Source organism: Allobosea sp. P1_B10, assembly GCF_056406735.1.
Map to the genome: position 1 here is coordinate 183,611 of NZ_JBFTZP010000001.1, position 25,743 is coordinate 209,353.

General features: G+C 66.9%; 21 protein-coding genes and 1 pseudogene. 8 read left to right on the plus strand and 14 right to left on the minus strand.

The window, feature by feature from the left end:
- The first annotated feature begins 1 nt into the window (after window position 1).
- Together AC1D2L_RS00925 and AC1D2L_RS00930 are read left to right on the plus strand one after the other, a co-directional pair.
- Complete coding sequence (locus tag AC1D2L_RS00925; protein WP_476843935.1) at window positions 2–1,642, plus strand: benzoate-CoA ligase family protein; 1,641 nt, start codon at window positions 2–4, stop codon at window positions 1,640–1,642.
- A gap of 41 nt (window positions 1,643–1,683) precedes the next feature.
- Window positions 1,684–2,091, plus strand: a complete 408-nt coding sequence (locus AC1D2L_RS00930; RefSeq protein ID WP_476843936.1) for a RidA family protein — start codon at window positions 1,684–1,686, stop codon at window positions 2,089–2,091.
- 99 nt (window positions 2,092–2,190) lie between these two features.
- Here AC1D2L_RS00930 and AC1D2L_RS00935 read toward each other — a convergent pair whose 3' ends face one another.
- The 4 genes from AC1D2L_RS00935 to AC1D2L_RS00950 form a co-directional block, all read right to left on the minus strand.
- Entirely contained in the window at window positions 2,191–2,976 is a 786-nt protein-coding gene (locus tag AC1D2L_RS00935; protein ID WP_476843937.1) for an SDR family oxidoreductase, read from the minus strand.
- A gap of 103 nt (window positions 2,977–3,079) precedes the next feature.
- The gene (locus tag AC1D2L_RS00940) at window positions 3,080–6,694 is read right to left on the minus strand and encodes an error-prone DNA polymerase (RefSeq protein WP_476843938.1); all 3,615 of its coding nucleotides are present in this window, start codon (window positions 6,692–6,694) and stop codon (window positions 3,080–3,082) included.
- Window positions 6,695–6,863: 169 nt separating this feature from the next.
- On the minus strand, window positions 6,864–8,405 hold the full coding sequence (locus tag AC1D2L_RS00945; RefSeq protein ID WP_476843939.1) for a Y-family DNA polymerase: 1,542 nt from the start codon (window positions 8,403–8,405) through the stop codon (window positions 6,864–6,866).
- Complete coding sequence (locus AC1D2L_RS00950) at window positions 8,317–9,195, minus strand: ImuA family protein (protein ID WP_476843940.1); 879 nt, start codon at window positions 9,193–9,195, stop codon at window positions 8,317–8,319. Before AC1D2L_RS00950 ends, AC1D2L_RS00945 begins: the two co-directional genes overlap by 89 nt.
- Window positions 9,196–9,512: 317 nt before the next feature.
- Here AC1D2L_RS00950 and AC1D2L_RS00955 point away from each other — a divergent pair, with 317 nt between their 5' ends.
- The 4 genes from AC1D2L_RS00955 (at window position 9,513) to AC1D2L_RS00970 (ending at window position 14,874) form a co-directional block, all read left to right on the plus strand.
- A complete protein-coding gene (locus tag AC1D2L_RS00955; RefSeq protein ID WP_476843941.1) occupies window positions 9,513–11,108 on the plus strand; it encodes a gamma-glutamyltransferase in 1,596 nt (531 codons plus the stop codon).
- 490 nt (window positions 11,109–11,598) lie between these two features.
- Window positions 11,599–11,751, plus strand: coding sequence for a DUF1127 domain-containing protein (locus AC1D2L_RS00960; protein WP_476843942.1), 153 nt, complete (start codon window positions 11,599–11,601; stop codon window positions 11,749–11,751).
- Between the two features lie 217 nt (window positions 11,752–11,968).
- Window positions 11,969–13,399, plus strand: a complete 1,431-nt coding sequence (gene trmFO, locus AC1D2L_RS00965) for a methylenetetrahydrofolate--tRNA-(uracil(54)-C(5))-methyltransferase (FADH(2)-oxidizing) TrmFO (RefSeq protein ID WP_476843943.1) — start codon at window positions 11,969–11,971, stop codon at window positions 13,397–13,399.
- Between the two features lie 161 nt (window positions 13,400–13,560).
- On the plus strand, window positions 13,561–14,874 hold the full coding sequence (locus AC1D2L_RS00970; RefSeq protein WP_476843944.1) for an MFS transporter: 1,314 nt from the start codon (window positions 13,561–13,563) through the stop codon (window positions 14,872–14,874).
- A gap of 81 nt (window positions 14,875–14,955) precedes the next feature.
- Here the strand turns inward: AC1D2L_RS00970 and AC1D2L_RS00975 are convergent, their stop codons facing one another.
- The 5 genes from AC1D2L_RS00975 to yajC form a co-directional block, all read right to left on the minus strand.
- On the minus strand, window positions 14,956–15,849 hold the full coding sequence (locus AC1D2L_RS00975) for a phytoene/squalene synthase family protein (protein WP_476843945.1): 894 nt from the start codon (window positions 15,847–15,849) through the stop codon (window positions 14,956–14,958).
- 107 nt (window positions 15,850–15,956) lie between these two features.
- Entirely contained in the window at window positions 15,957–16,346 is a 390-nt protein-coding gene (locus AC1D2L_RS00980; RefSeq protein ID WP_476843946.1) for an Mth938-like domain-containing protein, read from the minus strand.
- A 9-nt stretch (window positions 16,347–16,355) separates the two neighbouring features.
- Window positions 16,356–17,306 (minus strand): protein translocase subunit SecF, encoded by a 951-nt coding sequence (gene secF, locus AC1D2L_RS00985; RefSeq protein WP_476843947.1) that lies wholly within the window; start codon window positions 17,304–17,306, stop codon window positions 16,356–16,358.
- Window positions 17,307–17,334: 28 nt separating this feature from the next.
- Window positions 17,335–18,945 carry a protein translocase subunit SecD gene (secD, locus tag AC1D2L_RS00990; RefSeq protein ID WP_476843948.1) on the minus strand — a complete coding sequence of 537 codons (1,611 nt, stop codon included), beginning with the start codon at window positions 18,943–18,945 and terminating at the stop codon, window positions 17,335–17,337.
- Window positions 18,946–19,000: 55 nt separating this feature from the next.
- Window positions 19,001–19,270 carry a preprotein translocase subunit YajC gene (gene yajC / locus AC1D2L_RS00995; protein WP_476844647.1) on the minus strand — a complete coding sequence of 90 codons (270 nt, stop codon included), beginning with the start codon at window positions 19,268–19,270 and terminating at the stop codon, window positions 19,001–19,003.
- 329 nt (window positions 19,271–19,599) lie between these two features.
- On the opposite strand from yajC, the gene AC1D2L_RS01000 reads away from it, so the two are divergent.
- Complete coding sequence (locus AC1D2L_RS01000) at window positions 19,600–20,478, plus strand: ATP-binding protein (protein ID WP_476843949.1); 879 nt, start codon at window positions 19,600–19,602, stop codon at window positions 20,476–20,478.
- A 179-nt stretch (window positions 20,479–20,657) separates the two neighbouring features.
- Here the strand turns inward: AC1D2L_RS01000 and AC1D2L_RS01005 are convergent, their stop codons facing one another.
- Window positions 20,658–21,887, minus strand: coding sequence for a peptidoglycan DD-metalloendopeptidase family protein (locus AC1D2L_RS01005; RefSeq protein WP_476843950.1), 1,230 nt, complete (start codon window positions 21,885–21,887; stop codon window positions 20,658–20,660).
- A 22-nt stretch (window positions 21,888–21,909) separates the two neighbouring features.
- Between AC1D2L_RS01005 and AC1D2L_RS01010 the strand changes: the two genes are divergently transcribed.
- A complete protein-coding gene (locus AC1D2L_RS01010) occupies window positions 21,910–22,158 on the plus strand; it encodes a hypothetical protein (protein WP_476843951.1) in 249 nt (82 codons plus the stop codon).
- A gap of 82 nt (window positions 22,159–22,240) precedes the next feature.
- Here the strand turns inward: AC1D2L_RS01010 and AC1D2L_RS01015 are convergent, their stop codons facing one another.
- From AC1D2L_RS01015 to AC1D2L_RS01030, 4 genes and pseudogenes are all read right to left on the minus strand, one after another.
- Window positions 22,241–22,918, minus strand: coding sequence for a protein-L-isoaspartate O-methyltransferase family protein (locus tag AC1D2L_RS01015; RefSeq protein WP_476843952.1), 678 nt, complete (start codon window positions 22,916–22,918; stop codon window positions 22,241–22,243).
- A gap of 135 nt (window positions 22,919–23,053) precedes the next feature.
- On the minus strand, window positions 23,054–23,815 hold the full coding sequence (gene surE, locus AC1D2L_RS01020) for a 5'/3'-nucleotidase SurE (protein WP_476843953.1): 762 nt from the start codon (window positions 23,813–23,815) through the stop codon (window positions 23,054–23,056).
- A 4-nt stretch (window positions 23,816–23,819) separates the two neighbouring features.
- Window positions 23,820–25,124 (minus strand): serine--tRNA ligase, encoded by a 1,305-nt coding sequence (serS, locus tag AC1D2L_RS01025; protein ID WP_476843954.1) that lies wholly within the window; start codon window positions 25,122–25,124, stop codon window positions 23,820–23,822.
- 329 nt (window positions 25,125–25,453) lie between these two features.
- Window positions 25,454–25,736 (minus strand): annotated as a pseudogene (locus AC1D2L_RS01030) (GIY-YIG nuclease family protein).
- Between the last annotated feature and the right edge of the window lie 7 nt (window positions 25,737–25,743).

Genomic DNA, 25,743 nt, shown 5'->3' on the forward strand with positions numbered 1-25,743 from the left:
AATGGCGGCGGATTTCCTGCGCTCGGGTCATCGCGATCCCTTCCCGCGCGAAAACCTTCCGCCGTCCGAAAGCTGGCCGGATCTGCGGCTGGCCGAGGCCGGGCTTAGCTATCCCGAGCGGCTGAACGTCATCAGCGAACTGCTCGACCGCCATGTCGCGGAAGGGCGCGGCGCGCGGACAGCCATCGTCAGCGACCACGGCCAGTGGAGCTATGCCGAACTCGCCGAGACGGTGAATCGCATCGCCAACGCCCTGACCCGCGATTTCGGCATGGTTTCGGGCAACCGTGTGCTGCTGCGGGCCGCGAACACGCCGATGATGGTGGCGTCTTATCTCGCGGTTCTCAAGGCCGGCGGCGTCGCGGTGGCCACCATGCCGATGCTGCGGGCGGGAGAACTCGCCTACCCCATCCGCAAGGCGAAGGTCGCGCTGGCTCTCTGCGATTCCAGGCTCTTGGACGATCTTGTTGCCGCGCAGAATCAAGCGCCGGAGCTGAAGCGGATCGTCGGATGGGGCGATGGCGGCGCCGCCAGCCTCGAAGCCCTGATGCAGCAGGAGGGCTACGAGGCCTTCACCGCAGCCGATACCTCGCGCGACGATGTCTGCCTGATCGGCTTTACCTCTGGGACCACCGGAGAGCCCAAGGGCACCATGCATTTCCAGCAGGACCTGCTGGCGATCTGCGATGCCTATGGCGCGCGCGTGCTGAAAGCCTCGCCCGATGACCGCTTCATCGGCTCGCCGCCGCTGGCCTTCACCTTCGGGCTGGGCGGGCTCGTGCTATTCCCGATGCGCATCGGCGCGGCCATGGTGCTGCCGGACAAGACCTCGCCGGCCGATCTGATCGACGCGATCGAGCGGCACAAGGCCAGCGTCAGCTTCACCGCGCCCACCGCCTATCGCGCCATCCTCGACAAGTTGGCCGGGCGGGACGTCTCGTCCCTGCGCATCTGCGTCTCCGCCGGCGAGGCGCTGCCCAAGGCGACCTTCGACGCCTGGCAGGCCAAGACCGGCCTGCCGCTGATGGACGGCATCGGCGCGACCGAGATGCTGCACATCTTCATCGGCGCGCCGCGCGAAGCGATCCGACCGGGTTCCACGGGTATTCCCGTGCCGGGATATGAAGCCAGGATCGTCGACGAGGATGGCAAGGAGGTGCTCGACGGCACGCCCGGGCAGCTGGCCGTGCGAGGACCCACCGGTTGCCGCTATCTCGCCGATCCCCGCCAGGCGAACTATGTTCGCGACGGCTGGAACATCACCGGCGACACCTATCTGCGCGATGCCGACGGCTATTTCTGGTACCAGGCGCGCTCCGACGACATGATCATCTCCGCCGGCTACAACATCGCCGGGCCGGAGGTGGAGGCCTGCCTCCTCACCCATGCGGCGGTGGCCGAATGCGGCGTGGTCGGCGCGCCCTGTGCCGATCGCGGCCAGATCGTGAAAGCCTATATCGTGCTGCGCGATGGTGTTGCCGGGGATCCGGCACTCGCCAAGGCGCTGCAGGAGCACGTCAAGGCGTCGATTGCGCCGTATAAATACCCGCGGGCGATTGCATTCGTGAACGCATTGCCCAAAACCGCCACCGGCAAGCTGCAGCGCTTCGCCCTGCGCCAGATGGCCCAGAGCGAGGGCTGAAAGCCCGAACCCTCTTCACAGGACGAACCCGAAAGCCCGCCATGTCGAACGATGCTCTGATGCGCGCAATCCTGCCGGAAGGCTGGCCCGTGCCGCGCGGCTATGCCAACGGCATGGTCGCCGAGGGGCGCGTCCTCGTCACGGGCGGGCTCGTCGGCTGGGACGCGCAGGGCGTCTTCGCCGAGGGGTTTCTGCCACAACTGCGCCAGACACTTTTGAACATCCGCGCCGTCGTCGAGGCCGGCGGCGGGCGCGTCGAGGATATCGTGCGCCTCACCTGGTACGTCACGGACATCGACGCCTATCGCGCCAGCCTCAAGGAGATGGGTCCGGTCTATCGCGAGGCGCTGGGCCGGCATTTCCCGGCGATGGCCGTGGTGCAGGTCGTGTCGCTGGTCGAGCCGCAGGCCATGATCGAGATCGAGGCCACTGCTGTAGTCTCGCGCTGAGACGCCCAGACCCATCTCCAGCCCTGATCCTGCAAAGGGCCGTGAGAATGGCAATGCCCGGCAGGCTTTCGACCTGCCGGCTTGTCGTCAGACCTAGCGTCAGATGCTGCGGGTCGCGCCACCGTCGATGCGGATCTTAGTGCCGGTGACATAGGATGCTCGCTCGCTGGCGAGGAAGGCGACGACGTCGGCGAACTCTTGCGGCTTGCCATAGCGGCCAGCCGGAATCGTAGCGCGCGAGGCGGTCGCGGTTTCCTCGATCGTCTTGCCGGAACGGTCGGCTGCGGCCTTGTCGAGCTGGTCGACGCGCTCTGTATGGATACGGCCCGGCAGCACGACATTGACGGTGACGCCTTGGGCGGCAACCTCGGCGGCAAGTGTCTTGGACCAGCCGATGACGGCCGAGCGGATGCCGTTCGACAAGGCCAGGCGCGGTATCGGCTGCTCGACGCCCGAGGAGGCAATCGTGATGATCCGGCCGAAGCCGCGTTCCGTCATGCCGGGCAACAGCCCCTGGGCGAGATGGAAGAGGTTGGCGGCCATCGCCTCGAAATGCTTGAGCCAGTCACCGCGCGAGGCCTCGCGGGCTTCGGCAGGCGGCGGGCCGCCGGAGTTGCCGATGACGATGTCGACGCCGCCGGCAGCGCCCAGGCTGGCGACAAGCGCGTCGACGGAACCGAGATCGGCAAGATCGAGCGCCGTAGCGGACAGACGCGCGGCGACATCGGCCGGGCATTCCGCGATCCAGGCCTGCGTCGCGGCGGTGTTGCGAGCGGCGGCGATGACCGTCGCGCCTTCGGCGGCCAGCGTGCGCGCGATGGCGGCGCCCAGTCCGCGGCTCGCGCCGACGACCAGCGCGCGTTTTCCTGTGAGGCCGAGATCCATTGTCTGCTCCATCCCTGTGCGGCGGCTCGTCCGCCTCGTAGCGCCGCTGATAGCGGCTCGCCCCTGCCATGGGAATGGCTGCGGTCGTCGGTGGGCGCGGCGCTCAGTGGAAGTCGCGGGACTTCGGCATGATCCTGACATCGCGCGGATGGGCGGCGCGGGGGTCCTTGCCGCGCGGATGCTGCGGGTGGAGGAACTCGTCGGCGCGTGACAGCGTGACCTGCGCCTCATGCGTCTGCGACAGGCCAAGCAGGTCCGGCGTGCGATCGATGACGCGCTGGGCCATCAGATGCGTCACACCCTCGGGGCTCTTCTGCACCCTGCCCTCGATCAGCAGCAGCCGCGCCGCCATGACCTCGCGCCGGAAGCGTTCGAACTGCCTCGCCCAGAGCACGACATTGATGATGCCGGTCTCGTCCTCCAGCGTGATGAAGATCGCCTTGCCGTTGCCCGGCCGCTGGCGGACCAGCACGATGCCGGCCGCCCGCACCCAGCTCGCGTCGGGCTTTCCTTCCATCTCACGGCTGCTCAGGATGCGCTCTCGCCGGAATTTTTCACGCAGCAATCCCATCGGATGCCCTTTCAGGGAGAGCCGCGCCGTCTGGTAGTCTGCGACGATGTGCTCGCGCAGCGGCATGAGGGGCAGCGCCATCTCTGGCTCCTGCCCCAGTTCCTTCGCCTGCATGGCGGCAAACAGCGGCAGCGCCTCGTCATCGGGCAGGCGACGCACGGCCCAGAGCGCTTCGCGCCGGTCGAGCCCGATCGAGCGGAAGGCGTCGGCATCGGCCAGCAGCCGCATGGCGCGGGCGGGCAGGTCGGCCCGCCGCATCAGGGCCTCGACATCTGGAAAGCCGGCCCCGCGCGTGCGCTCGATGCGCAGCCCCCACTCCTCGCGAAAACCGTCGATCTGGCGGAAGCCCAGGCGTAGGGCGAAGGGTGTTTTGCCTGGGCCAACCCGCATCCCAGCATCCGCACTCCCTGAAACATCCTTCGAGACGGCCCTTCGGACCTCCTCAGGATGAGGGCTGCAAGGTGTCATGCGTGAAGGGCTGTCCTCCCGGGCAAAGCGCAGCGTAGACACGGGATCCATTCCAGAGCGTTTTCCGGAAAGGTCCTGGACTGGATCCCGGGTCTCCCTTCGGTCGCCCGGGATGGCGGCGTATTTTTCACGGATGCGGCGTACCGCCTCCAGCGCATTGTCCCAGCCGCTGAAATTCACGTCGATGACGCGTGGTTCGACGCCGCCATTCTCCTGCGCCTCGCGCACGATCTGGGCGGGCGCGTAAAAACCCATCGGCTGGGAGTTCAGCAGCGCGCAGGCAAAGGCCGCCGGGTGGTGGCACTTCAGATATGACGAGATGTAGACCAGCTTGGCGAAGGAAGCGGCATGGCTTTCGGGAAAGCCGTAGCTGCCGAAGCCCTTGATCTGCTCGAAGCAGCGCTGGGCGAAATCGCGTTCATAGCCGCGTGCGACCATGCGCTCGACCATCAGGGCCTCGAAGCGGCCGATGGTGCCGTCGCTGCGGAAGGTCGCCATCGCCTTGCGCAGGCCGTTGGCCTCGCGGTCGTCGAACTTTGCCGCGACCATGGCGAGCTTCATCGCCTGCTCCTGGAAGAGCGGCACGCCCTTGGTCTTGTTGAGAACCTCATAAAGCTCGTTCTTGGGGCCATGATCCGGCGCCGGCGCGGGATAATGCACGTCCTCGATCCCGGCGCGGCGCCTGAGATAGGGATGAACCATGTCGCCCTGGATCGGACCCGGCCGGACGATCGCGACCTGGATGACGAGGTCGTAGAACTCGCGCGGCCTCAGCCGAGGCAGCATGTTCATCTGCGCCCGGCTCTCGACCTGGAAGACACCGAGCGACTTGCCCTCGCAGAGCATGTCGTAGGTCTCGGAATCCTCCCGTGGCACCTCGGCGAGGCCCCAGTCCATGCCTTCATGCTCGCGCAGCAGGTCAAAGCTCTTGCGGATGCAGGTCAGCATGCCGAGCGCCAGCACGTCGACCTTCATCAGGCGCAGCGCGTCGATGTCATCCTTGTCCCACTCGATGAAGGTACGGTCGGCCATCGCGGCATTGCCGACCGGCACCATCTCGTCGAGCCGGCCGCGCGCCAGCACGAAGCCGCCGACATGCTGCGAGAGATGGCGCGGGAAGCCGAGCAGCCTGATCGCGAAGTCGACGGCCCGGCGAATCGTCGGGTTGGTCGGGTCGAGCCCGGCCTGGCGCACGCGCTCATCGCCGATCTCCGTGCCCCAGCTGCCCCATTGCGTGCCGGCCAGCCGGGCAGTGATGTCGTCGGTCAGTCCGAGCGCCTTGCCGACATCGCGGATGGCGCTGCGCGGCCGATAGCGGATCACCGTCCCGGCGATGCCGGCGCGATGGCGGCCATATTTCCCGTAGATCCACTGGATCACCTCCTCGCGCCGCTCATGCTCGAAATCGACGTCGATATCGGGCGGCTCCTTGCGCTCGGTGGAGATGAAGCGCTCGAACAGGACATCGCTCTCGGCGGGATCGACCGCCGTGATGCCCAGCACGAAGCAGACAGCCGAATTGGCGGCGGAACCTCGCCCCTGGCACAGAATGCCCCTGCCATCGGCGAATTCGACGATCTGGCGGATGGTCAGGAAATAGCGGGCGTAGTCGAGTTGCGCGATGAGGGTGAGCTCCTTGTCCAGCAGCGACTGGACCTTGTCCGGCACGCCCTCCGCGTAGCGCATCGGAGCACGCTGGCGCACCAGTTCTTCCAGCCAGGCCTGCGCGCTCCAGCCCGGCGGCACGGGCTCGTCGGGATACTCATAGGTCAGTTGGCCCAGATCGAACTCGACGCGGCTCATCAGGTGGCCGGTCTCGGCGATGGCCTCCGGCGCATCCTGAAAAAGCCTGGCCATTTCCCGGCCGGTCTTGAGGTGGCGCTCGGCATTGGCCTCAAGCAGCCGCCCCGCCCGCTCGATGGTGACGCCCTCGCGGATGCAGCTGAGCACATCCTGGAGATCGCGCTGCTCGGGCGCGTCATAGAGCACGTCGTTGCTGGCGATCAGCGGCGTGCGCGTGGCGGCCGCGAGCGCCTTCAGCCGCGCCAGACGGCGGCGGTCGTCGCCCTTGCGGTGCATGCAGGCGGCCAGCCAGACCGCGCCGGGCGCAGCCTCCTCCAGCCTTGCGAGCAGGGCCGAAAACCCGTCCAGACGCCGCCCGGGCATGACGATCAGCAGCAGATCGCGCGCATCCGTGAGGAGATCCTCGATATGCAGGAGGCATTCACCCTTCCGCGCCTTCAGGTTGCCCTGGCTCAGCAGGCGGCAAAGCCTGCCCCAGCCGGCTCGGTTGGCGGGATAGACCACGATGTCGGGCGTGCCGTCGGCAAAGACCAGCCGGCTGCCGGTGCAGAGCCTGAAGGCCTGCGCCCTTGGCTGCAGTTCGGCGGCCGACAGGGGCAGATCGACGAAGGACGGGTTCTCGATCCAGACAAATTCGCCGGGGCTGCCACCCTCGCGCAGTTTTTCCGGTTCTGGCAGGCCGCTCTCGCGCAAAGCCTCCAGCGCGCTCCAGGCGCGAACCACGCCGGCCATCGTATTGCGGTCGGCGATGCCGATGCCGGAATGCCCTAGCAGCAACGCCGTCAGCACCAGATTGGGGCCCGGCGAAGCGCCGCGCAGAAAGGAAAAGTTCGTGGCCGCAACGGCTTCTGCGTATGGGCTGATGGATTGAATCATCGCGCCCTCCAGCGTTTGTCGCGACGGCGCAGAAACCCTCCGTCATCCCGGACGCAGCGAAGCGGAGATCCGGGATCCATTCCGGAGCGCTTGCCGGTTGGCTTCCGGAATGGATCCCGGGTCTCCCTGCGGTCGCCCGGGATGACGCATTGTGGGTTCTGATCGCTGTTCACGCGAACAGCCCGTGCAGGAACCAGCGCGGAACCTCGTTGTCGCGCTCATAAAGGCCCGCCCGGAAAAGCCAGAAGCGGCGCCCCTGCGCATCCTCGACGCGATAGTAGTCGCGCATCGGCTCGGCAGGTCCGTCGCGCCACCATTCCGGGGCGATGCGCTCGGGCCCCTCGGCGCGGGCAATCTCGTGCAGGACGCGCCGCCAGCGGAAGCGCAGCGGCGGGCCGTCTGGCACCTGCGCCAGCGTCTCGATCGGTTGCGGCGGGTCGAAAAGCTGGAGCGGGCGCGCCGGCGGCGCATCGGGCTCCGGCGCCGGCCAGGCGATGATGGCGCCCGACGCCGCTGCAGCCGAAACCGCTTTCGCCTCGCGGCGCGGATCATGGCTGTCCAGGGCAGCGAAACGCAGAACACGGTCACGCCCGAAGCGGGTGACCAGGCGGTCCACAAGATCGGCCACCGCATCGTCCTCGACGGCGCGGCCATCGAGATTGACCTGCGCCTGGTTCAGCGGCTCGCAACGCGGCACTGCCAGGCGCACCGCGTCGAAGCCGAAGCCGGGATCGAGCGGATCGGCCAACGTATCGACGCGCTCGCGCCAGAGCCGCAGGATCGCCTTTGCGTCGCGCGAGGGCCGCCCGGTCTCGACCGTGAGACGTCGGACCGCGCCATCCGTCCGGAAGATGCTGATCTCGAAGGCGCGCCCACCCTCGCCGCGCAATTCCAGCACGCGGGACGCCTCGGCGATCAGCCGCGCGATCACCGTCTCCAGCCCCTCCACATCGAGCAGGGGCTCGGCGAAATGGCGCTCGACGACGCATTCGGGCGGCGGACGCAGCGGCGTGATGCGCGCATCCTCATGGCCGAGCGTGCGCCGAAGCCGGGTGGCGACCGCGTCGCCGAACCGCGCCGACAGCGTCATCGACGGGCGCTCGGTGAGATCGGCCAGGGTCTTCAGACCGGCACGCGACAGGGCCGTGACGGTCTCGGACGGCAGTTCGAGCGCCGCGATCGGCAACGGACGCGCCATCGCTTCGTCGCCGCCCGGCGCGACAATGCCGCCCGGGCCAAAGCGCGACGAAGCCCGCGAGGCCTCGGGCGTGCCGGCAATCGCGCTGCGCAGGCCCAGCCCCCCGGCGCGGAGTTTCCTGGTGATCAGATCGACAAGCGCCGCCTCGCCGCCGAAGAGATGGGCGCAGCCGGTGATGTCCAGCATCAACCCATGGCCTGGATCGAGCGCCACCAGCGGCGTGAAACGATCGCAAAAGGCGGCCAGACGGAGGATGAAGCGGGCATCGGCCTCGGGCTGGGCCTCCAGCGCCACGAGATCGGGAATGCGCGCGCGCGCATCGGCCAGCGTCAGGCCGCGCCTGAGCCCCAGCGCAACCGCGCGGCGGTCGCATTCGCAGAGCCGCAACGCGCCACGATCCTTCTCGACGAGGACGAGCGGGCGCTTATCCGGCTCGTCGCAAGGGGGCCTCTCCCGCAGCAGCCGGTCTGTCGCCAGGAAAGGAAACCACAGGCTGAGATAGCGGCGCGACATCGGCAGAACTCTGGGGGTGGGGTGTTCCGGCGGCGGGCCGGGCTGGTCTCTCCTGGAAAGCGGGTCTTTCCGGGAAAGCAGGCCTTTCTTGGAAAGATTGTCGGTCACGGCTCCACTCCACACGCCACTCGCACTCACCCAGGCCGCCGCGATTGCGCAGCAGCGTCACATTGAAAGACGGATCTCCCGGCGCATTCGCCTCCAGTGCGCGCGAGGGCAGAGCCCGGACCTGCCAGCGTGTGCGCGCGGCGCTCGAATCGGGGTTGGCCACAGCGCGCAGGAGCAGGACGGCGACGCCTGAGCCTTCAGCCGCGAGCGCCAGGCGCCGACTCGCGGTCAGATCGAGCAGGCGCGGCTCGCCCCAGGGCTCGATCAGCACCGCGCCCAGCGCCGAACAGCGTGCCGCCTCGGCCCCGGCTCGCAGCACGCCCTGCGCATCGCGCGCCCGCACCAGCAGGATACGCGCGGGATCGAGGCCGAGTTCGGCGAGACCCGGCGGGTGCAACCGCCCTGTCTCGGCATCCAGCATATCCTGCCGGACCCACAGGATCGGACGCAGGCCGGCGGACCGGATCGCGAGGCCGACCGCAAACCCCGTCGCCGCGGCGAGATCGGCGGTCCCCGGCGCATAGATCTCATGGAGAGCGGCCCGGGCGATGCCGCCACCCAGGGCCGCATCGAGCGCCGGCACGCCAAAGGTCACCTGCCCCATGGCCGCAGGCGCACTCAACCGCGCGGCCTGCGCGAGTTGGCTGCGGAGTTCGGCCAGGAGAGGACGGTTGGTGTTCATGCATGCCAGCGCAAATTGTTCTCTATTTGTTCCTTATAGAATGGCCCCACCGCGAAGGCGAGTCGCGATTGAGGGCAGTGCCATTATCCCGGGGAGAGCGGCGCGAAGAGCCGGGCTCCATTCCCGAGCGCTCCCCTGAAAAGGTCAGGCAGGGATCCCGGTCGCCCCGGGGTGACAGCGCGGTTCTCGCTGGGATTCGATACTCCGCAAAAGGCCGTCGCCCCCGACCTTTTCGCAACCTCGGCCCAGCGCAGATCGCGTTCGACGCCATGCATCCCGCCATGCCACTATCGCTCACCACAGCCAGAGAGACATCAATGCCTACCGCTCGCGCCAAAGCCTACCGCACCCAGCACTGGAACCTCACCAAGCCCTCCGCGAGCGGACAGCACGGCATCGTCGTCTCGCAGAACCGCGAAGCAGCTGAAGCGGGCGCAGCGATCCTCGAGGCCGGCGGCAATGCGGCCGATGCGGCGGTGGCAGCCTGTTTCGCCCTGGCGGCAGTCGAGCCCTGGAACAGCGGGCTCGGCGGCATCGGCTTCGCGCTGGTGCTCAAGGCCAATGAGACGCGGGCGCAGGTCGTCGATTTCGGCCCCGTCGCGCCCCATCGCGCCGACCCCGCCGACTACCCGCTGACAGGCGCCATGAAGAAGGACCTCTTCACCTGGCCGGAGGTCGTCGGCGACAAGAACATCCACGGGCCGCTGTCCTTCTGCATCCCGTCCTCGGTCGCCGGGTACGCCAAGCTGCAAGAGAGCTTCGGCTCCGGCATGCCGGTCTCGGATCTGCTGGCACCCGCGATCGCGCTGGCCAAGCGCGGCATGGCGCAGGACTGGTACACCACGCTCAAGATCTCCTCCTCGGCCTCCGTGCTGCGCCTCTATGAAGAGAGCGCGCGGATCTACCTGCCGGGCGGCCTTCCGCCTGTGCCGCCCTATCAGGGCGAAGCTGGCTTCTTCACGCTGGGCAATCTCGGCGCGACTCTGGAGCGCCTGGCCAAGGCCGGCCTGCGCGATTTCTACGAGGGCGAGACGGCAAGGCTCCTGGTCGCAGACATCGCCAAGGCAGGCGGCGTCGTCGACTCCGAGGATCTCGCCAACTGCCAGGCGACGCTGCGCGAGGCGCCGGTGATCGACTGGCGCGGCAGCCACCAGATCCACACGGCAGGCGGGCTGACGGCGGCTCCCACCCTTGCCCAGGTGGTCGCGGGCATGGATTCCGCGGCCCTTCCCGCGAGCGGGCCCGACGCAGCCTGGTTCTCGCAGCTGTCGGCTGTGATGCGCGAGGCCTATGCCAGCCGCCTCGAGGGGCTCGGCGCCGCGACCGCCAAGGAGCCCGGCGACACCTGCACAACGCATCTCACAGTCGTCGACGGCGAGGGCAATCTCGTCTCGGTCACGACCACCCTGCTCTCCTCCATGGGCAGCCGCGTCGTGCTGCCGGAGACCGGCATCCTGATGAACAACGGCATGATGTGGTTCGATCCGCGGCCAGACAGCGCCAACGCGATCGCGCCCGGCGCGCGCCCGCTCTGCAACATGTGCCCCGTCATCGTCACCCCCACCGACGGCAGCTGGCCGCGCATCGCGGGCGGAGCATCGGGCGGGCGCCGCATCTTGGCGAGCGTCTACCAGATGCTCGCCTGGAGCCTGGATTTCGGCATGGACGTCGACACAGCCGCCCATCAGGCGCGCATCGACGTCTCCGGCCCCGGTTCCACCAGCGCAGACCAGCGCCTGCGCGACGACGTGCTGGACGCGCTGGAGCAGGCCGGCAATCTCTCGATCGTCGAGCACGGCGTGCTTCCGATCAATTTCGCCTGCCCCAACTTCATCGTCGCGAGCCCGCGACAGGCGGAGGGTTGCAGCGACGTGGTTTCGCCCTGGTCGGCAGCCGTCGCCGCGCAGGCGTAAGGCGCGGGCAGCGCTCCTCACGACACGTCCTGCACGATCGCGCGCCTGCCCCTCTCGAGAGAGGGGCAGGCGTTTTCACAGCCGGCTATCCGGTCGGACGGGCCGCTAGCCGTCGCCGCCAAACGGCATCGGTCCCACACTGGGACGACCCTGCTTGCACGGCCGCCTTGGGGATTATGCCGCAGCGCAGCATTTCTCTAAAATTGAGCGGATATACGCCCATAAAACAGGCATCCCGTTGCCGGCGAACGTAAGAAAATAAGGATTGCTCATTTTATAATCATATATTTGGGCATGCCGCTCGCCTTGCCCCGCGCTGAGCGCAGCCACATTCCAAAAATTAAAGCGACCGTTAAGTCATCATGCGTTCTGCGCATGACGGAATTGAAGGATCGCCTCTGTTTGCGCCAGCGGGGCTACCTTATATGCAGTGCACAACGAATTCATCGCTGTCGGGGTTAACGCCCGAAAAAACCAAGGACTTTTCGCCATGTTCGTCACCATGATCGCTGCCAAGATCCGTGCCTTCCTTCGCTACCGCGAGACCGTTCGCGAGCTCTCGCGCCTGAGCGACCGCGAGCTCGATGATCTCGGCCTCTCGCGCTCGGAGATCCCCTTCATTGCGCGTGCCCACGCTCTCTGAAGCAGCGCGCTTTTCGAAGCTGCCGCTTACAAAGTAGTTCTCCCGGGTCCTGAGTCCTCCCCTCGGATCTGGTCGAAGAGCGAATGCCCGCTTTCGAGCGGGCATTTTGCGTTCTGGGGTCGTGTGATCCCGAAAACCGGGAGCCTCGCGCCGATTCCCGCCATGCGGGCCGCCAGCGTCTCTTGACCTTTGGCCTGCCTGCGGACACATCGCTGGCATGACAGCCAACTCATCGTCCACCCGTACTCCCGTCCACATCATCGGCGGCGGCCTTGCCGGCTCCGAAGCCGCCTGGCAGATCGCCCAGGCCGGCGTGCCGGTCGTGCTGCATGAGATGCGGCCTGTCCGCGGCACCGACGCGCACAAGACCGAGGGCCTGGCCGAACTCGTCTGCTCGAACTCGTTCCGCTCCGACGATTCGCTGAACAATGCCGTCGGGCAATTGCATTGGGAGATGCGCCAGCTCGATTCGGTGATCATGGCGAAGGGCGATGCCCACCAGGTCCCGGCCGGCGGCGCGCTCGCCGTGGACCGCGACGGGTTCTCCGAAGCAGTGACCGCCGCGCTCGAGGCGCACCCCCTCGTCACGATCGACCGCGCCGAGATCGCCGGCCTGCCTCCGGCCGAATGGGACAATGTCATTATCGCGACCGGCCCCCTGACCTCGCCGGCGCTGGCGCAGGGCATCCAGTCGCTGACGGGGGAGGATTCGCTCGCCTTCTTCGACGCGATCGCCCCGATCGTCCATTTCGATTCGATCGACATGGACCAGGCCTGGTTCCAATCGCGCTACGACAAGGTCGGCCCCGGCGGCACCGGCGCGGACTACATCAACTGCCCGCTCGACCGCGACCAGTACGAAGCCTTCATCGACGCCCTGCTGGCGGCCGAGAAGACCGAGTTCAAGGAATGGGAAGGCACGCCCTATTTCGACGGCTGCCTGCCGATCGAGGTCATGGCCGAACGCGGGCGCGAGACCCTGCGCTGGGGCCCGATGAAGCCAGTCGGCCTGACCAACAAGCACAACCCCACGGTGAAGGCCTACGCCGTCGTCCAGCTCCGGCAGGACAATGCGCTAGGCACCCTGTTCAACATGACGGGCTTCCAGACCAAGCTGAAATATGGCGAGCAGGCCGCGATCTTCCGGATGATCCCAGGTCTGCAGAACGCCGAGTTCGCCCGGCTCGGCGGCATTCACCGCAACACCTACCTGAACTCGCCAAGACTGCTCGACGAACGGCTGAGGCTGAAGGCTGATCCGCGCCTGCGCTTCGCCGGCCAGATCACAGGCTGTGAGGGCTATGTCGAGAGCGCCGCGATCGGCCTTCTGGCGGGACGGATGGCGGCGGCCGAGCGTCTTGGCCGCGAGTTGCCGATCCCTCCGGCGACGACCGCCCTCGGCGCGCTGGTGAACCACATCACCGGCGGCCATATCGTCACGATCGACGAAGGTCCGCGCTCCTTCCAGCCGATGAACATCAACTTCGGGCTGTTCCCGCATATCGAGGGCCAGGCGACGCACGGCCCGGACGGCAAGAAGCTGAAGGGCCCAGCCAAGAGCGTGGCGCGCAAGCATGCGCTGACCGCAAGGGCCAAGGACGAGATGCAGGGCTGGGCGAACGACTTCTCCGCTGTCCAGCCGGCCTGAGCTGACGAGAGCAGGCAAAGTCCGGCGCGAGCGCCAGGCGCGCGTTTGACCCATCGTCAGCGCGTTTTCGCATGACACGATGCGGCGTGCGCCGTGGCTGCATGCTGTCGCATCGGCTATCAGGGAGCTGCTGGGGAGCAGGTTCAGGATCACATAATCTTATGACGAGCCCCCAAGCCGGCGCGCGCCCGGCCGTGAAAGACGCGAACATTCGCAAGGCGGTCGCCGCCGCAACGGTCGGAACCGTTATCGAGTGGTACGATTACGCCCTTTACGGCGCCGCCTCCGGCCTGATCATCAACAAGCTGTTCTTTCCGAACCTCTCCCCGACGACCGGCATTCTCGCCGCCTTCGCCACCTTCGCCGTGGGATACTTTGCCCGGCCGGTCGGCGGCATCGTGATCTCGCATATCGGTGACAAGTTCGGCCGCAAGCCCGCCCTGATCCTCACCATCGCGCTGATGGGCTTGGCCACGGTGATGATGGGCCTGCTGCCGACCTACCAGACGATCGGCCTGATGGCCCCGGTCCTGTTGGTGCTGATGCGCCTGATCCAGGGCTTCGGCGCCGGCGCCGAACTCGCTGGTGCGATCGTGCTCGTCGCGGAATACGCCCCGGCAAACCGCCGCGCCTTCTATACGAGCCTGCCCAACGCCGCGACGCTGGTCGGTATCATGCTGGCGACGCTCTCGTTCCTGGCGATATCCTATCTGCCCGAGGAGGTCCTGCTGGGCTGGGCCTGGCGCGTGCCGTTCCTGCTCTCGGGCGTGCTCTTCCTGGTCGCGCTCTACATCCGCAAGCACCTCGACGAGACGCCCGAATACGTCGCCGCGATGGCGCAGGCCGAGGTCAAGAAACACGAGCAGCAGGTCCCGATCGGCCAGCTCTTCCGGGAGAGCCCCAAGGAGGTCTTCTTCGGCTTCCTGTCGGTCACCGGGCACAATGCCAACGCCTATATCCTCTCGACCTTCTCCCTGAGCTACATGGTCAACACCGTCGGCATGAGCCGTCCGGACGGGCTGATCGCCGTGTCTATCGGCTCGCTCTGCGGCATCGTCGGCGTTCCATTCCTGGGCGCGCTGGCGGACAGGATCGGCCCGGCCAAGGTCTATATCGGCGGCTGCCTGCTGATCATGGCGATGGCTTTCCCGCTGTTCATGATGCTCGATACCGGCAGCCTGTTCTGGGCGACGCTCGGCATCGCCATCTGCTATGCCTTCGGTTTCGGCGCGACGTCGGGTGCCCAGGGGGCGTTCCTCTCGAACCTCTTCCCGACACGCTACCGCTTCTCTGGCCTCGCCATGTCGCGAGAACTCAACGGCGTGCTCGTGGCCGGGCCGACGCCGTTCATTGCAGCGGCCCTGGTCGCGGCGGATGGCGGCCGCCCCACCTACGTGGCTGTCTACCTGATGGCCTGCTGCGCCCTTGCGGTGATCGCGATCCTGATCGTCCAGAACCGCTCGGTCCACGACTAGGCGCTTTCGACGGACAGCAATCCCCAAAACGACAAAGCTCCCGGCCTCGGCCGGGAGCTTTTTTGTGGCTATCGCCTGCGTTCAGCGCGCCACCCGGGCCGCGCGCCAGATCGTCCATTGCCGGCGCCAGGCCGGCAGGGCGATGATCGTCCGGTAGGGATCGTAGCCAGCGACCTCCATGCGCTTGAGATAGGGCTCGACCAGAGATACCGGCAGGAAGGCGGGAACCGCGGCATGCGGCACGGTCTCGCGCAGCCCCCGCAGCTTCGTGAGATGCGCACGCGCGATCTCGCGCATTTCCTTGAGCGAGTACAGGACACCCGGGCCGCCCCGTCCGCGCACGATATCGTCACGGGTGACGCCGTTGCGCGCCAATATGTCGGCCGGCAGATAGACCTGCCCCGCCGCCGCATGCCACGGAAAGGCGCGCATCAATCCGCACAGCGCATATGCCACGCCGGCATGGCCGCAGGCCGCCGCGCCGCCGGGGTCGCGGCCGTTGGCAAGCACGATGGTCGCGAGACGGATCAGAGCGCTCGCGGTCTCGCCGACATAGCCCTCGAGATCACGCTGCGAGGGCATAGGGTCGTCGTAGAGGTCGAAGATGCGGGCTTCGATCAGGCCCGTCAGCGGCGCGATCGGCAGCTTGTAGCGCGCGATCGCGTCGAGCAACGCCGCCGCAACCGGGTGGGCCTGCGTCTCGCCCTGGCCTTCGCCCTCGAGGAGGTCGCGCCACCATTGCATGCGCACCTCGCCCGGCAGCGGCTCGCTGACCAGCGCGCGCACGCGGGCGATCTCGTGGCTGAAGGCATAGAGCGCAAACAGCGCCGGGCGCTGCGACTCGGGCGCGTAAAGTGTCGCAACATAGCGATCATGGTCGTGCTCGCGGACCAGTGCGGCGCAGTGCGCATAGGCCTCGGGCAGCGCCTGAAGCGCGGCCTGGCGACGATCGTCGGTTTCAGTGGTATGCGGCATGATTCCGCCCCGGCCAAGAATGTGCTCGGGCCTTTTGCTAGACGCGCAGTGTAGGCCGATCGCAGGGTCGATGGCTACGCCCGCGAGGCATGACAAGCCTGCGAACGTTAATCCACGGCGATCAAGGCGGCGGCGACGCGCCGGTCTTCGCCGACCAGCACATTGTATGTCCGTGCCGCGGCGCCGGTCGCCATGCCCTCGATGGTGACGCCGACCTCGCGAAAGCGCTCGCGCCATGCGTTAGGGATGAAGGCGATATCCTTGCCGGTCCCGATCAGGAGGAAGTCGATCTCGCCTGCCTCATCCAGCACCGGCTGGAGGCTCTCCAGGGTCAGATCGGCAAAAGTGGAGACCGGCCAGATCCGGATCCCGGCGGGCGTCGCCAGGATCGAGCCCCGATGGCTCATCCCGGCAAAGCGGAAGCCGCCCGCGCCAAACGCATCAAGCTGATGCCGCCCCGGAACGAAACCATCGAAGCGCGGAGCGGCAGCAGCCATGGGTGCGTCTCAGCCCGCCTTCGGCTTGGCGCCAGCAGGCACCTTCTCGTCGGCGGTGTCGGGGCGCCCTGCCCGGACGTCGAGATACAGCAGGACCGGAGTCGAGACGAACATGGCCGAATAGGTGCAGACCACGACGCCGAACAGCATGACCAGAGCAAAGCCCTCGATCGCCGTGCCGCCGAACAGGACCAGCGCCAGCAGCGACAGGAAGGTCGTGGTCGCCGTCATGGCCGTGCGCGACAGGGTCGAGTTGACCGAGAGGTCGAGCAGGTCGGCGACCGGCATGGTCTTGTAGCGACGCAGGAGCTCGCGCGTCCGGTCGAACACGACGACGGTTTCGTTCAGCGAGTAGCCGACGATGGTCAGGATCGCCGCGATCGAGGTCAGGTTGAACTCGAGCTGCGTGATCAGGAAGAAGCCGAGCGTGAGCACGATGTCATGGAGCGTTCCGAGAATCGCGCCGATCGCGAGCTGCATCTCGAAGCGGAACCAGAGATAGATCAGCACGCCGATGATCGCGAGCACGACACCGAGCGTACCGGCCTGGACCAGTTCGCCCGAAACGCGCGGACCCACTGTCTCGACACGACGGAAATCATACGTTCCCGCGAAGGCTTCGCGCGCCTTGACAACCACGGCCTGCTGGGCCGTCTCGCCGCCCGGCTGCATGCCGAAGCGCATCGAGATGTCGCCGCCGGTGCCGAACTCCTGGACCTCGGCCTCGCCGAAGCCGAGCCCGTGCGCCGTCTGGCGAACCTGCGCGATGTCGGGCTTGCCACTCTTGGCCTGCATCTCGATGAGCGTGCCGCCCTTGAAGTCGATGCCGAAATTCAGGCCGACCGTCAGGAACAGGACGAGGGTCAGGATCGAGTAGGCCGCCGAGAGCGGATAGCTGAACCGCCGGAAGCGGACGAATTTGAACTTGGTATTGTCAGGGACGATGCGAAGCAGACGCATGCGCTTTTCCTCCTAAAGGGTGGCAGCGTCAGAACGGGAGGCGCTTGGGCTTGGCCCAGCGATACCAGAGCGCGATCAGCATCCGGGTCAGGGTCACCGCCGTGATGACGGTGGTGAGGATGCCCAGGATGAAGACGACCGCGAAGCCGCGCACCGGGCCGGAGCCCAGCGAGAACAGGGCGACAGCGGCGATCAGCATGGTCACGTTAGAGTCGATGATCGTCGCGAAGGCGCGCTGGAAGCCCGCCTCCAGTGCCGAGACCAGCGATCTGCCCGCGTGCTCCTCTTCGCGCATGCGCTCGTAGATCAGCACGTTGGAGTCCACCGCCGTGCCGATGGTGAGCACGATGCCGGCGATGCCCGGAAGGGTCATGGTCGCACCCAGCACCGACATCAGGCCGAAGATCAGGCAGACATGGACCAGCAGCGCGACCGAGGCGATCAGGCCGAAGACGCCGTAGGTTGCGAGCATATAGATCACGACCAGCACGGTCGCGATCAGGGTCGCGACCTTGCCGGCATGGATCGAGTCGGCGCCGAGGCCGGGGCCGACGGTGCGCTCTTCCACGATCGTCATCTTGGCAGGCAAGGCGCCGGCGCGCAGCAGGATCGCCAGATTGTTCACGGCCTCGACCGTGAAGTTGCCGGAGATCTGGCCAGAGCCGCCGGTGATCGGCGACTGGATGACCGGTGACGAGATCACCTTGTTGTCGAGCACGATGGCAAGCGGGCGGCCGAGGTTCTCGGTGGTAGCCTGTCCGAAGCGCTGGGCGCCGCGGATGTTGAAGCGGAAATTGACGATCGGCTGCGAGGACCGCGAATCAAAGGCGGGCTGCGCGTCGATCAGGTCCTCGCCCTCGACGATGACACGGCGCTCGACCGGCACCGGCTGTCCTCCGGCATCCTGCGAGGGCAGCATGTCGACATCGCCGGCGGAATTCTCGGCAACCATGCGGAACTGGAGCTTCGCGGTCTGGCCCAGAATGTCTTTGAGACGCTGCGGATCCTGCAGGCCCGGAACCTGGACGAGAATGCGATCGAGACCCTGGCGCTGGATGTTGGGTTCGGTCGTGCCGAGCGCGTCGACGCGGCGGCGCAGGACTTCCATGGCCTGCTCGACGGCGCGACGGATGCGCTCATTTGCACCAGCCTCCGTGAGCTGCATCTGGATCACGCCATCGGGCTGCTCCTGCACCTCGATGGTGTTGTTGCCCGAGGGCCCGAAGGCGCCAAGCGTACCGACCGGTTGGGCCAGTTCACGCAGCTTCGGCAGCAGGCGGGCGCGCTCGGCGGCATCGGGGATGCGAACCTGCACGCCGCGCGCGATGGTGCCGATGCCGCCCTGAGGCGCGATACGCTCCTCGCGGAGCTTGGCACGCATGTCGTCGCGAAGCTGCGTGACCTGGGTGCGGATCAGGTCGGCACGGTCGATCTCGAGCAGCACATGCGAGCCGCCCTGAAGGTCGAGACCGAGAACGACAGCATGGATCGGCAGCAGAACGCGCGGAATCCACGCAGGAGCGCCGTTTTTGATGGCGTCCCGTGTCTCCTGGGAGAACAGGTTCGGGAGCGCAAGTCCGCAGCCGAAGAGCAGGACGAGGAGAACCGCGATGACCTTGCGGGCCTGGAAACGAAGCATCTGCGTGAACAGCCTTGTTGTTGCGCGAAAGACCCCAGAGGGCCTTCAGCGCCGATCAGCTCTTGACCGGCTCGCTCTTGTTGCGAACGTCCGTGATCATGCCCTTGACGAGACGCACGCGCACGCCGTCGGCGATCTCGGCCTCGACCTCGCCGTCATCAACGACCTTGGACACCTTGGCGACGATGCCGCCCGCGGTCACGACAGTGTCGCCGCGACGGATGTTCTTGATCAGCTCCTGATGCGATTTCACGCGGCGCTGCTGCGGCCGGATGATCAGGAACCACATAATGACGAAGATCAGCACGAAGGGGACCAGCGACATCAGGATGTCGGTGGTGCCGCCGCCACCGGCGGCCTGGGCGAAAGCAGGGGTAATCACGAATAGGCTCCTTTATCGCGGCGGCACAAAACCACCGGCCGCAATGGGCGGCGAAATGCTTCGTCCAGCTAGTGAAATCGCGCGGACTATAGCCACGGACGCCGGTAAATCAATCTGGAGCGGCCGGTCGCCCTGCCGCGCTCATCACCTATGGGCTTGGCGTCATTCGCGCAATGGCCTTGCGCTTTGCGTCGCAGTGCAGTTTACCGGTCCAGTCGAACCGTACCGCCGGGTACGGCTGCTGCGGCTCCCCCGTTTCAAGGCGCTTCCCAATGACCGACATCGCTAGCGACCAGACCCTCGCGGCCCTGCTGCGGATCGCCTCCGCCCTCGAGCGCATCGCACCACAGCCGCGCAAGCCTGCCGACCTCACCGTTGCGGACGCCTTCGTCTGGCATCCGACGGGCAGCGAGCTTGCCCCCGTCGCCAAGGTGAACCGGGTGGCGCTCGAACTGCTGCGCGGCGTCGACCGCGTCCGCGACACGCTCGCCGAGAACACGGAACGCTTCGCACGCGGCCTCCCAGCCAACAACGTCCTGCTCTGGGGCGCGCGCGGCATGGGCAAGTCCTCGCTGGTGAAGTCGGTGCACGCCGACACCAACGAGCGGCTGAAGGGCGAGGCCCTGCCGCTGAAGCTGATCGAGATCCATCGCGAGGACATCGAAGGCCTGCCGGCGCTGATGGGCCTGCTGCGCGCCGATCCGCATCGCGCCATCGTCTTCTGCGACGACCTGTCCTTCGACGGGCAGGACACCTCCTACAAGTCGCTGAAGGCCGCGCTCGATGGCGGCGTCGAGGGACGCCCCGACAATGTCGTGTTCTACGCGACCTCGAATCGGCGGCATCTCCTGCCGCGCGACATGATGGACAATGAGCGCTCGACGGCGATCAATCCCGGCGAGGCCATTGAGGAAAAGGTCTCGCTGTCGGACCGCTTCGGCCTCTGGCTCGGCTTCCACAAGTGCAGCCAGGACGAATACCTGGAGATGATCGACGGCTATGTCGGGCATTTCAAGCTGGCGATCGCGCCTGAGGACCTGCGTCGCGAGGCGCTCGAATGGGCGACCACCCGCGGCTCGCGCTCCGGCCGCACGGCCTGGCAGTATATCCAGGATCTGGCCGGACGCCTGGGCACACGGCTCGACGGCTGAGCCGCCCCGCGCACGAAAACAAAAAGGGCCGCTCGCGCGACCCTTCCTCCGGCTGCCCGGCAGCCACCAGCGCCCGATGGGCGACGGCTATGAAAAGTAGCAGCGGGGCGGCCTTTCCTGGGACCGCCCCGCGCTTGTTCCGATCGGCGGGGTCTCGCGGGTACCGATCGAATATCCAATCAGTTGTTCAGGTAAGGCGTGGGATCGACGGGGGTCGAACCCTTGCGCAGCTCGAAGTGAAGCTGCGGCGAGGAGACATTGCCGGTCTGGCCGGCAGTCGCCACGACCTGGCCGCGCTTGATGGTGTCGCCGCGCTTGACGTTCAGCGCGCCGTTATGGGCGTAGGCCGAGACGTAGCCGTTGGGATGGCGGATCAGAACGAGATTGCCGTAGCCCTTAAGCTCGCTGCCGGCATAGGCAACGGTGCCGCCTTCGGCAGCCTTGATCGGGGTGCCTTCGGGAACCGCGATGTTGATGCCCTCGTTTCCACCCTTGCCGCTGAAGCCGGAGATGACGCGGCCGCGAGCGGGCCAACGGAAGTCACCCTTCTCGCTCTCGGTCTCCGCAGCGGCGGGCGCCGCCTTGGGCAGGCTCGCCGTGGTCTTGGGCTCCGGGGTCGGCGCAGGCGCGGGCTCAGGTGCTGCCTTCGGAATGGCGGTCACCTTTGGCTCGGCGGCAGGCGCGCTGGCGACGACGACCGGCTTGGCCTTCTCGGCGACCGGAGCAACCTTCTTCGCCTCGGCAATGACGGGCTTTGCGGCGACAGGGCTGGCAACGACTGCCTTGGCGGCCGGAGCCACCGCAACCTTGCGCGATTCGGCCTTGGCCTTTGCCTCGGCAGCGAACTTCGCACGCGAGTCGCGCATCGCCTGGGCATCGGCGGCGGCCTTCGCCTTCGCGTCGACTGCAGCGCTCGCCTTGGCCTCAGCGACCTGCCTGGCATCGGCGGCAGACTGGGCCTTTGCAGCGGCGGCTGCCTGGGCCTGCGCCTGGGCTTTCGCCCTTGCATCCTGAACGGGAGCAGCAGCGGCAGCGCGAACCGGCGCGGCCAGATTGCTCGGCGGAGCCGCAAGGGTACGGGACGGCTCGGGACGCGCGTCGCTCAGGATCTGGGAGCTCTGCGCGACCTGGCGGGCAGCGGGAGCCGACCCGGCGCTCGCGTTGTAGACTGGAATCGTCAGGCGCGAGCCTGGCGCCAGCTCGGAGCTGGACAGGCCGTTGGCGGACATCAGCGCCGAACGTGGCACGCCATAACGTGAGGAGATGGTGTCGAGCGTCTCGCCGGAGGCGATGACGATCGGCGTGCCGCCCTGGGCCGACCAGCCAGCGGAATTGCCGGCAACCGCGACCGGAGCCGCGTTGCGAAGGGCAACGGCGGACTGGGGCGGCGGCAGCGGCTGCGAACGCACGCTGGAGACGGCAGGAGCCGACGTGACGGGCGTGCTGGCAACGCGGCCGATGGAGCCGGTCGTCGCCGGGTCACGCGCCGTGGTGGGCGCCTGGGCGGATTTGAAGGGACTGGAGAAGGGCGCATCGGTGAAGCGCATCGTATCCGACGAGCAAGCACTGACGCCCAAGGCTAAAACACAGACAGCCGACGCGCGAACGACGACGCTGGGCAGGACCGATCCGGTTTGGCTACGCATGGAACTGGCACTCGCGAACAACGCAACTCGATGACCAGGATTAAAGCCCCGTTCAGGTTACGAAACCGTTTCGCACCTGCCGGGCATCTTCATTTTTTGTTGGCCTTGATTCGCATTTACAGAGCGCGCGCCAACCCGGGCGCGAGCGGGGCCAGCCGCAGCATCGGCCCTAGCGCATGATCGAAGGTGTCGTCGGCCTGCCTGGTCACCACGACGCGACGCGAAATGCCTTCGACCCGCAAGGCGCCGACAAGCCGGCCATTCGGCGACAGACGCATCAGCAGTGCTTCCGGCACGGAATTGGTGACGCCGTTGACGAGGATGCGGTCGAAGCGGCCGAGAGTCCGGTCGGGCTGAAAGCCGTCTGCGTGGCGCAGATCGACGGCCTTCTCGTAGCCGCTGCCGCCGATGCGCTCATGGGCCGCCAGTGCCAGCGTGCGGTAGCGCTCGAGCGAGACCACCTCCCCGCCCATGGCTGCGAGCAGCGCCGCTACGTAGCCGGAACCGGTGCCGATCTCGAGCACTCGCGCGCCGGGCTGCATTTCGAGGGCGGTAAGCAGATTGGCGACGGTGTGAGGTGCGGTCATGGTCTGGCCGCAGGGCAGCGGTACCGAAACGTCCTGGCGTGCGAGATCAGCAAAGCGCGAGGGCGCGAAGCGCTCCCGGGCGACCCGCTCCATCGCCCGAAGCACGGTCAGGTCGCGGACGCCCTGCGCGCGCAGCGACAACAGGAAGGCGACGGTGCGCTCGCCTTCGCTCGAAGCCTGGGTCTCGTCGGTGTCTTCGAGCGCCATCGCCATCCTCAGCCCCGATCCTCGGGAGCACCCTCAGGGCCGCGCCACAGAGGATGTCCCACGCCGCGCTGCAGCGCCCGTCGGGACGCCGCCTCGCTGCTCCTCAGGATGAGGGCCGTGGTGGTGGACATGGAGTTAAGCGAACACCTGCGCGAAGCGGGTCAAGGTCGGTTCATGGGTCAAGTCGAGCTCGAGCGGCGTCACCGAGATCTTGCGCTCGGACAACGCCCTGAGATCCGTGCCGTTGGCAGGCTCGGTCCTGCCGCGCTGGAAGGCGATCCAGAAGTACGGATTGCCACGCCCATCCTTGCGCGGCTCCAGCCGCACGAGCTCCTGGTCGCGCCGACCCTGTACCGTGACCGCAACGCCAGCGACCTCGGCCGGCGGCACGTTCGGGAAGTTCAGGTTGAACAGGATGTCCTTCGGGATGCCTTCATCGAGCAGCCGGCGAATGATGCCGGGTGCATGGTGACGCGCGCAATCCCAGTGGATCTGGTCCCTCCCCTGGGCGCCGTAGGCCTGGCTGACAGCGATCGACGGAATGCCCAGCAGAGTGCCCTCCATCGCGGCCGCAATGGTGCCGGAATAGGTGACGTCCTCGGCGACGTTCTGGCCGCGATTGACGCCCGAGAGCACGAGGTCGGGACGGTGATCCATCAGGATCGAGCGCGCCGCCATGATCACGCAATCGGTCGGCGTGCCGGCCACCGCGAAGCGCTTCTCCTCGATCTGGCGCAGGCGCAGCGGATTGGACAGCGACAGCGAGTGGGCGACGCCCGACTGGTCGGTCTCGGGCGCGACGACCCAGACATCGTCCGAAAGCTGGCGGGCGATCTCTTCCAGAACGGCCAGGCCCTCGGCGTGGATACCGTCATCGTTGGTGACGAGGATACGCATGGAGTCAGGCCACCTTTTCGATGCGGGTCACGCCGCGCATATAGGGAACAAGCGCATCCGGCACCGTGATCGAACCGTCGGCGTTCTGGTAGTTTTCCATCACCGCGATCAACGCACGGCCGACCGCCGTGCCCGAACCGTTGAGCGTATGCACGAAGCGCGGCGCGCCGCCCTCGGCCGGACGATAGCGGGCATTCATCCGCCGCGCCTGGAAATCGCCGCAGACCGAGCAGGACGAGATCTCGCGATAGGTCTTTTGGCCCGGCAGCCAGACCTCGAGGTCAAAGGTCTTCTGCGAGGCAAAGCCCATATCGCCGGCACAGAGCGTCATCACGCGATAATGCAGATCGAGCTTCTTCAGGATGTTCTCGGCGCAGGCGAGCATGCGCTCGTGCTCCTCGCGCGATTTCTCAGGGGTGGTGATCGAGACGAGCTCGACCTTTTCGAACTGGTGCTGGCGCAGCATGCCGCGCGTATCGCGACCGGCCGAGCCGGCCTCGGCGCGGAAGCTCGGGGTCAGCGCGGTGAAGCGCCGCGGCAGTTCCTCCTCCGAAAGGATGGACTCGCGCACGAGGTTGGTCAGCGGGACTTCCGCGGTCGGGATCAGCCAGTGATCGTCGCCCGCCCGGAACTGGTCGTCCCGGAACTTCGGCAGCTGCGCCGTGCCGAACATCGCGTCATCGCGCACCATCAGCGGCGGATTCACCTCGGTGTAGCCGTGCTCCTCGGTGTGATTGTCGAGCATGAACTGGCCGATGGCGCGGCTGAGCCGGGCAACTCCGGCGTTCAGCACGACGAAACGCGAGCCCGAAAGCTTTGCCGCCGTTTCGAAATCCATCTGGCCAAGCGCTTCGCCCAGCTCGAAATGTTCTTTCAGCTGATTGAAGCCGAACAGCCGGCCGCCAGCCTTCTCGGGCGCTTCGCCATGGACGGACTTGACGACATTGTCGTGCTCGTCCGCGCCATCGGGCACATCGTCGTGTGGCACGTTGGGGATCGCGGCAAGCTGGAAGTCGAGAGCCTCCTTGGCGGCCTTCTCTTCAGCCTCGAGCGCCGGCTGCAGCTCCTTGAGCGCAGCCACCTCGGCCTTCAGCGTGTCGGCGAGGGCTGCATCCTTGGCGCCCATCGCCTTGCCGATCTCCTTCGACAGCGCATTGCGCCGTTCCTGCGAGCTTTGCGCCTTCGCGATGGCCGAGCGCCTGGTATCGTCGAGCGCAAGCAGCGAGGCCGACAGGGGCTCTGCCCCACGCCGCTTCAAGCCGGTGTCGAACGCCTCGGCGTTCTCGCGAATCCATTTGATGTCGTACATCGCTCTCAAGCCACGCAATCGCTGAAGATATCGCGTGATGCTCTAGACCGGGATCGGGTGCGAGGGAACCACCAACATCGTCGGGAGGCGTGCGATCGGCGGGATGACGGAGGCGATTCTCGGTTACGCCGGTAGCGCACGCCATTCCGGCCACCGATCTGATGGACATCCCCAGCGGCTCGCGCTCGCGCCCGTCATCCTGGACAAGCCGCGCAGCGGCGCAGCTCCGGGATCCATCCTAGGGATCGACAGCGCCTCGCGATGGATCCCGGGACTTCGCTGCGCGAAGCCCAGGATGACGTGGACGTTTGGCGGAAGGGCGTGCCTCGTCAATCGCGGTGGGTCATGTCGCAAAGATCACGCCACGCTGGATTGGCTTGCTCAATCAGCGCTTTCTTCCGCTCCCGGCGCCAGCGCTTCATGAGCTTCTCTTGCGCGATGGCCTCGTCGGCCCGCTCGAAGCTCTGCATACACGAGATGACCGACCCCATAGCGCCTGGCGAAAGCTGACCCGCGTCCATCCCTATGTTCGCCGATGCGTCAGATCAGGTTGTTTGTGACACCAATGTAGAGGGTGCCATTCCAGCCACTGGCCATAATGTACACCCACATAGGCCGC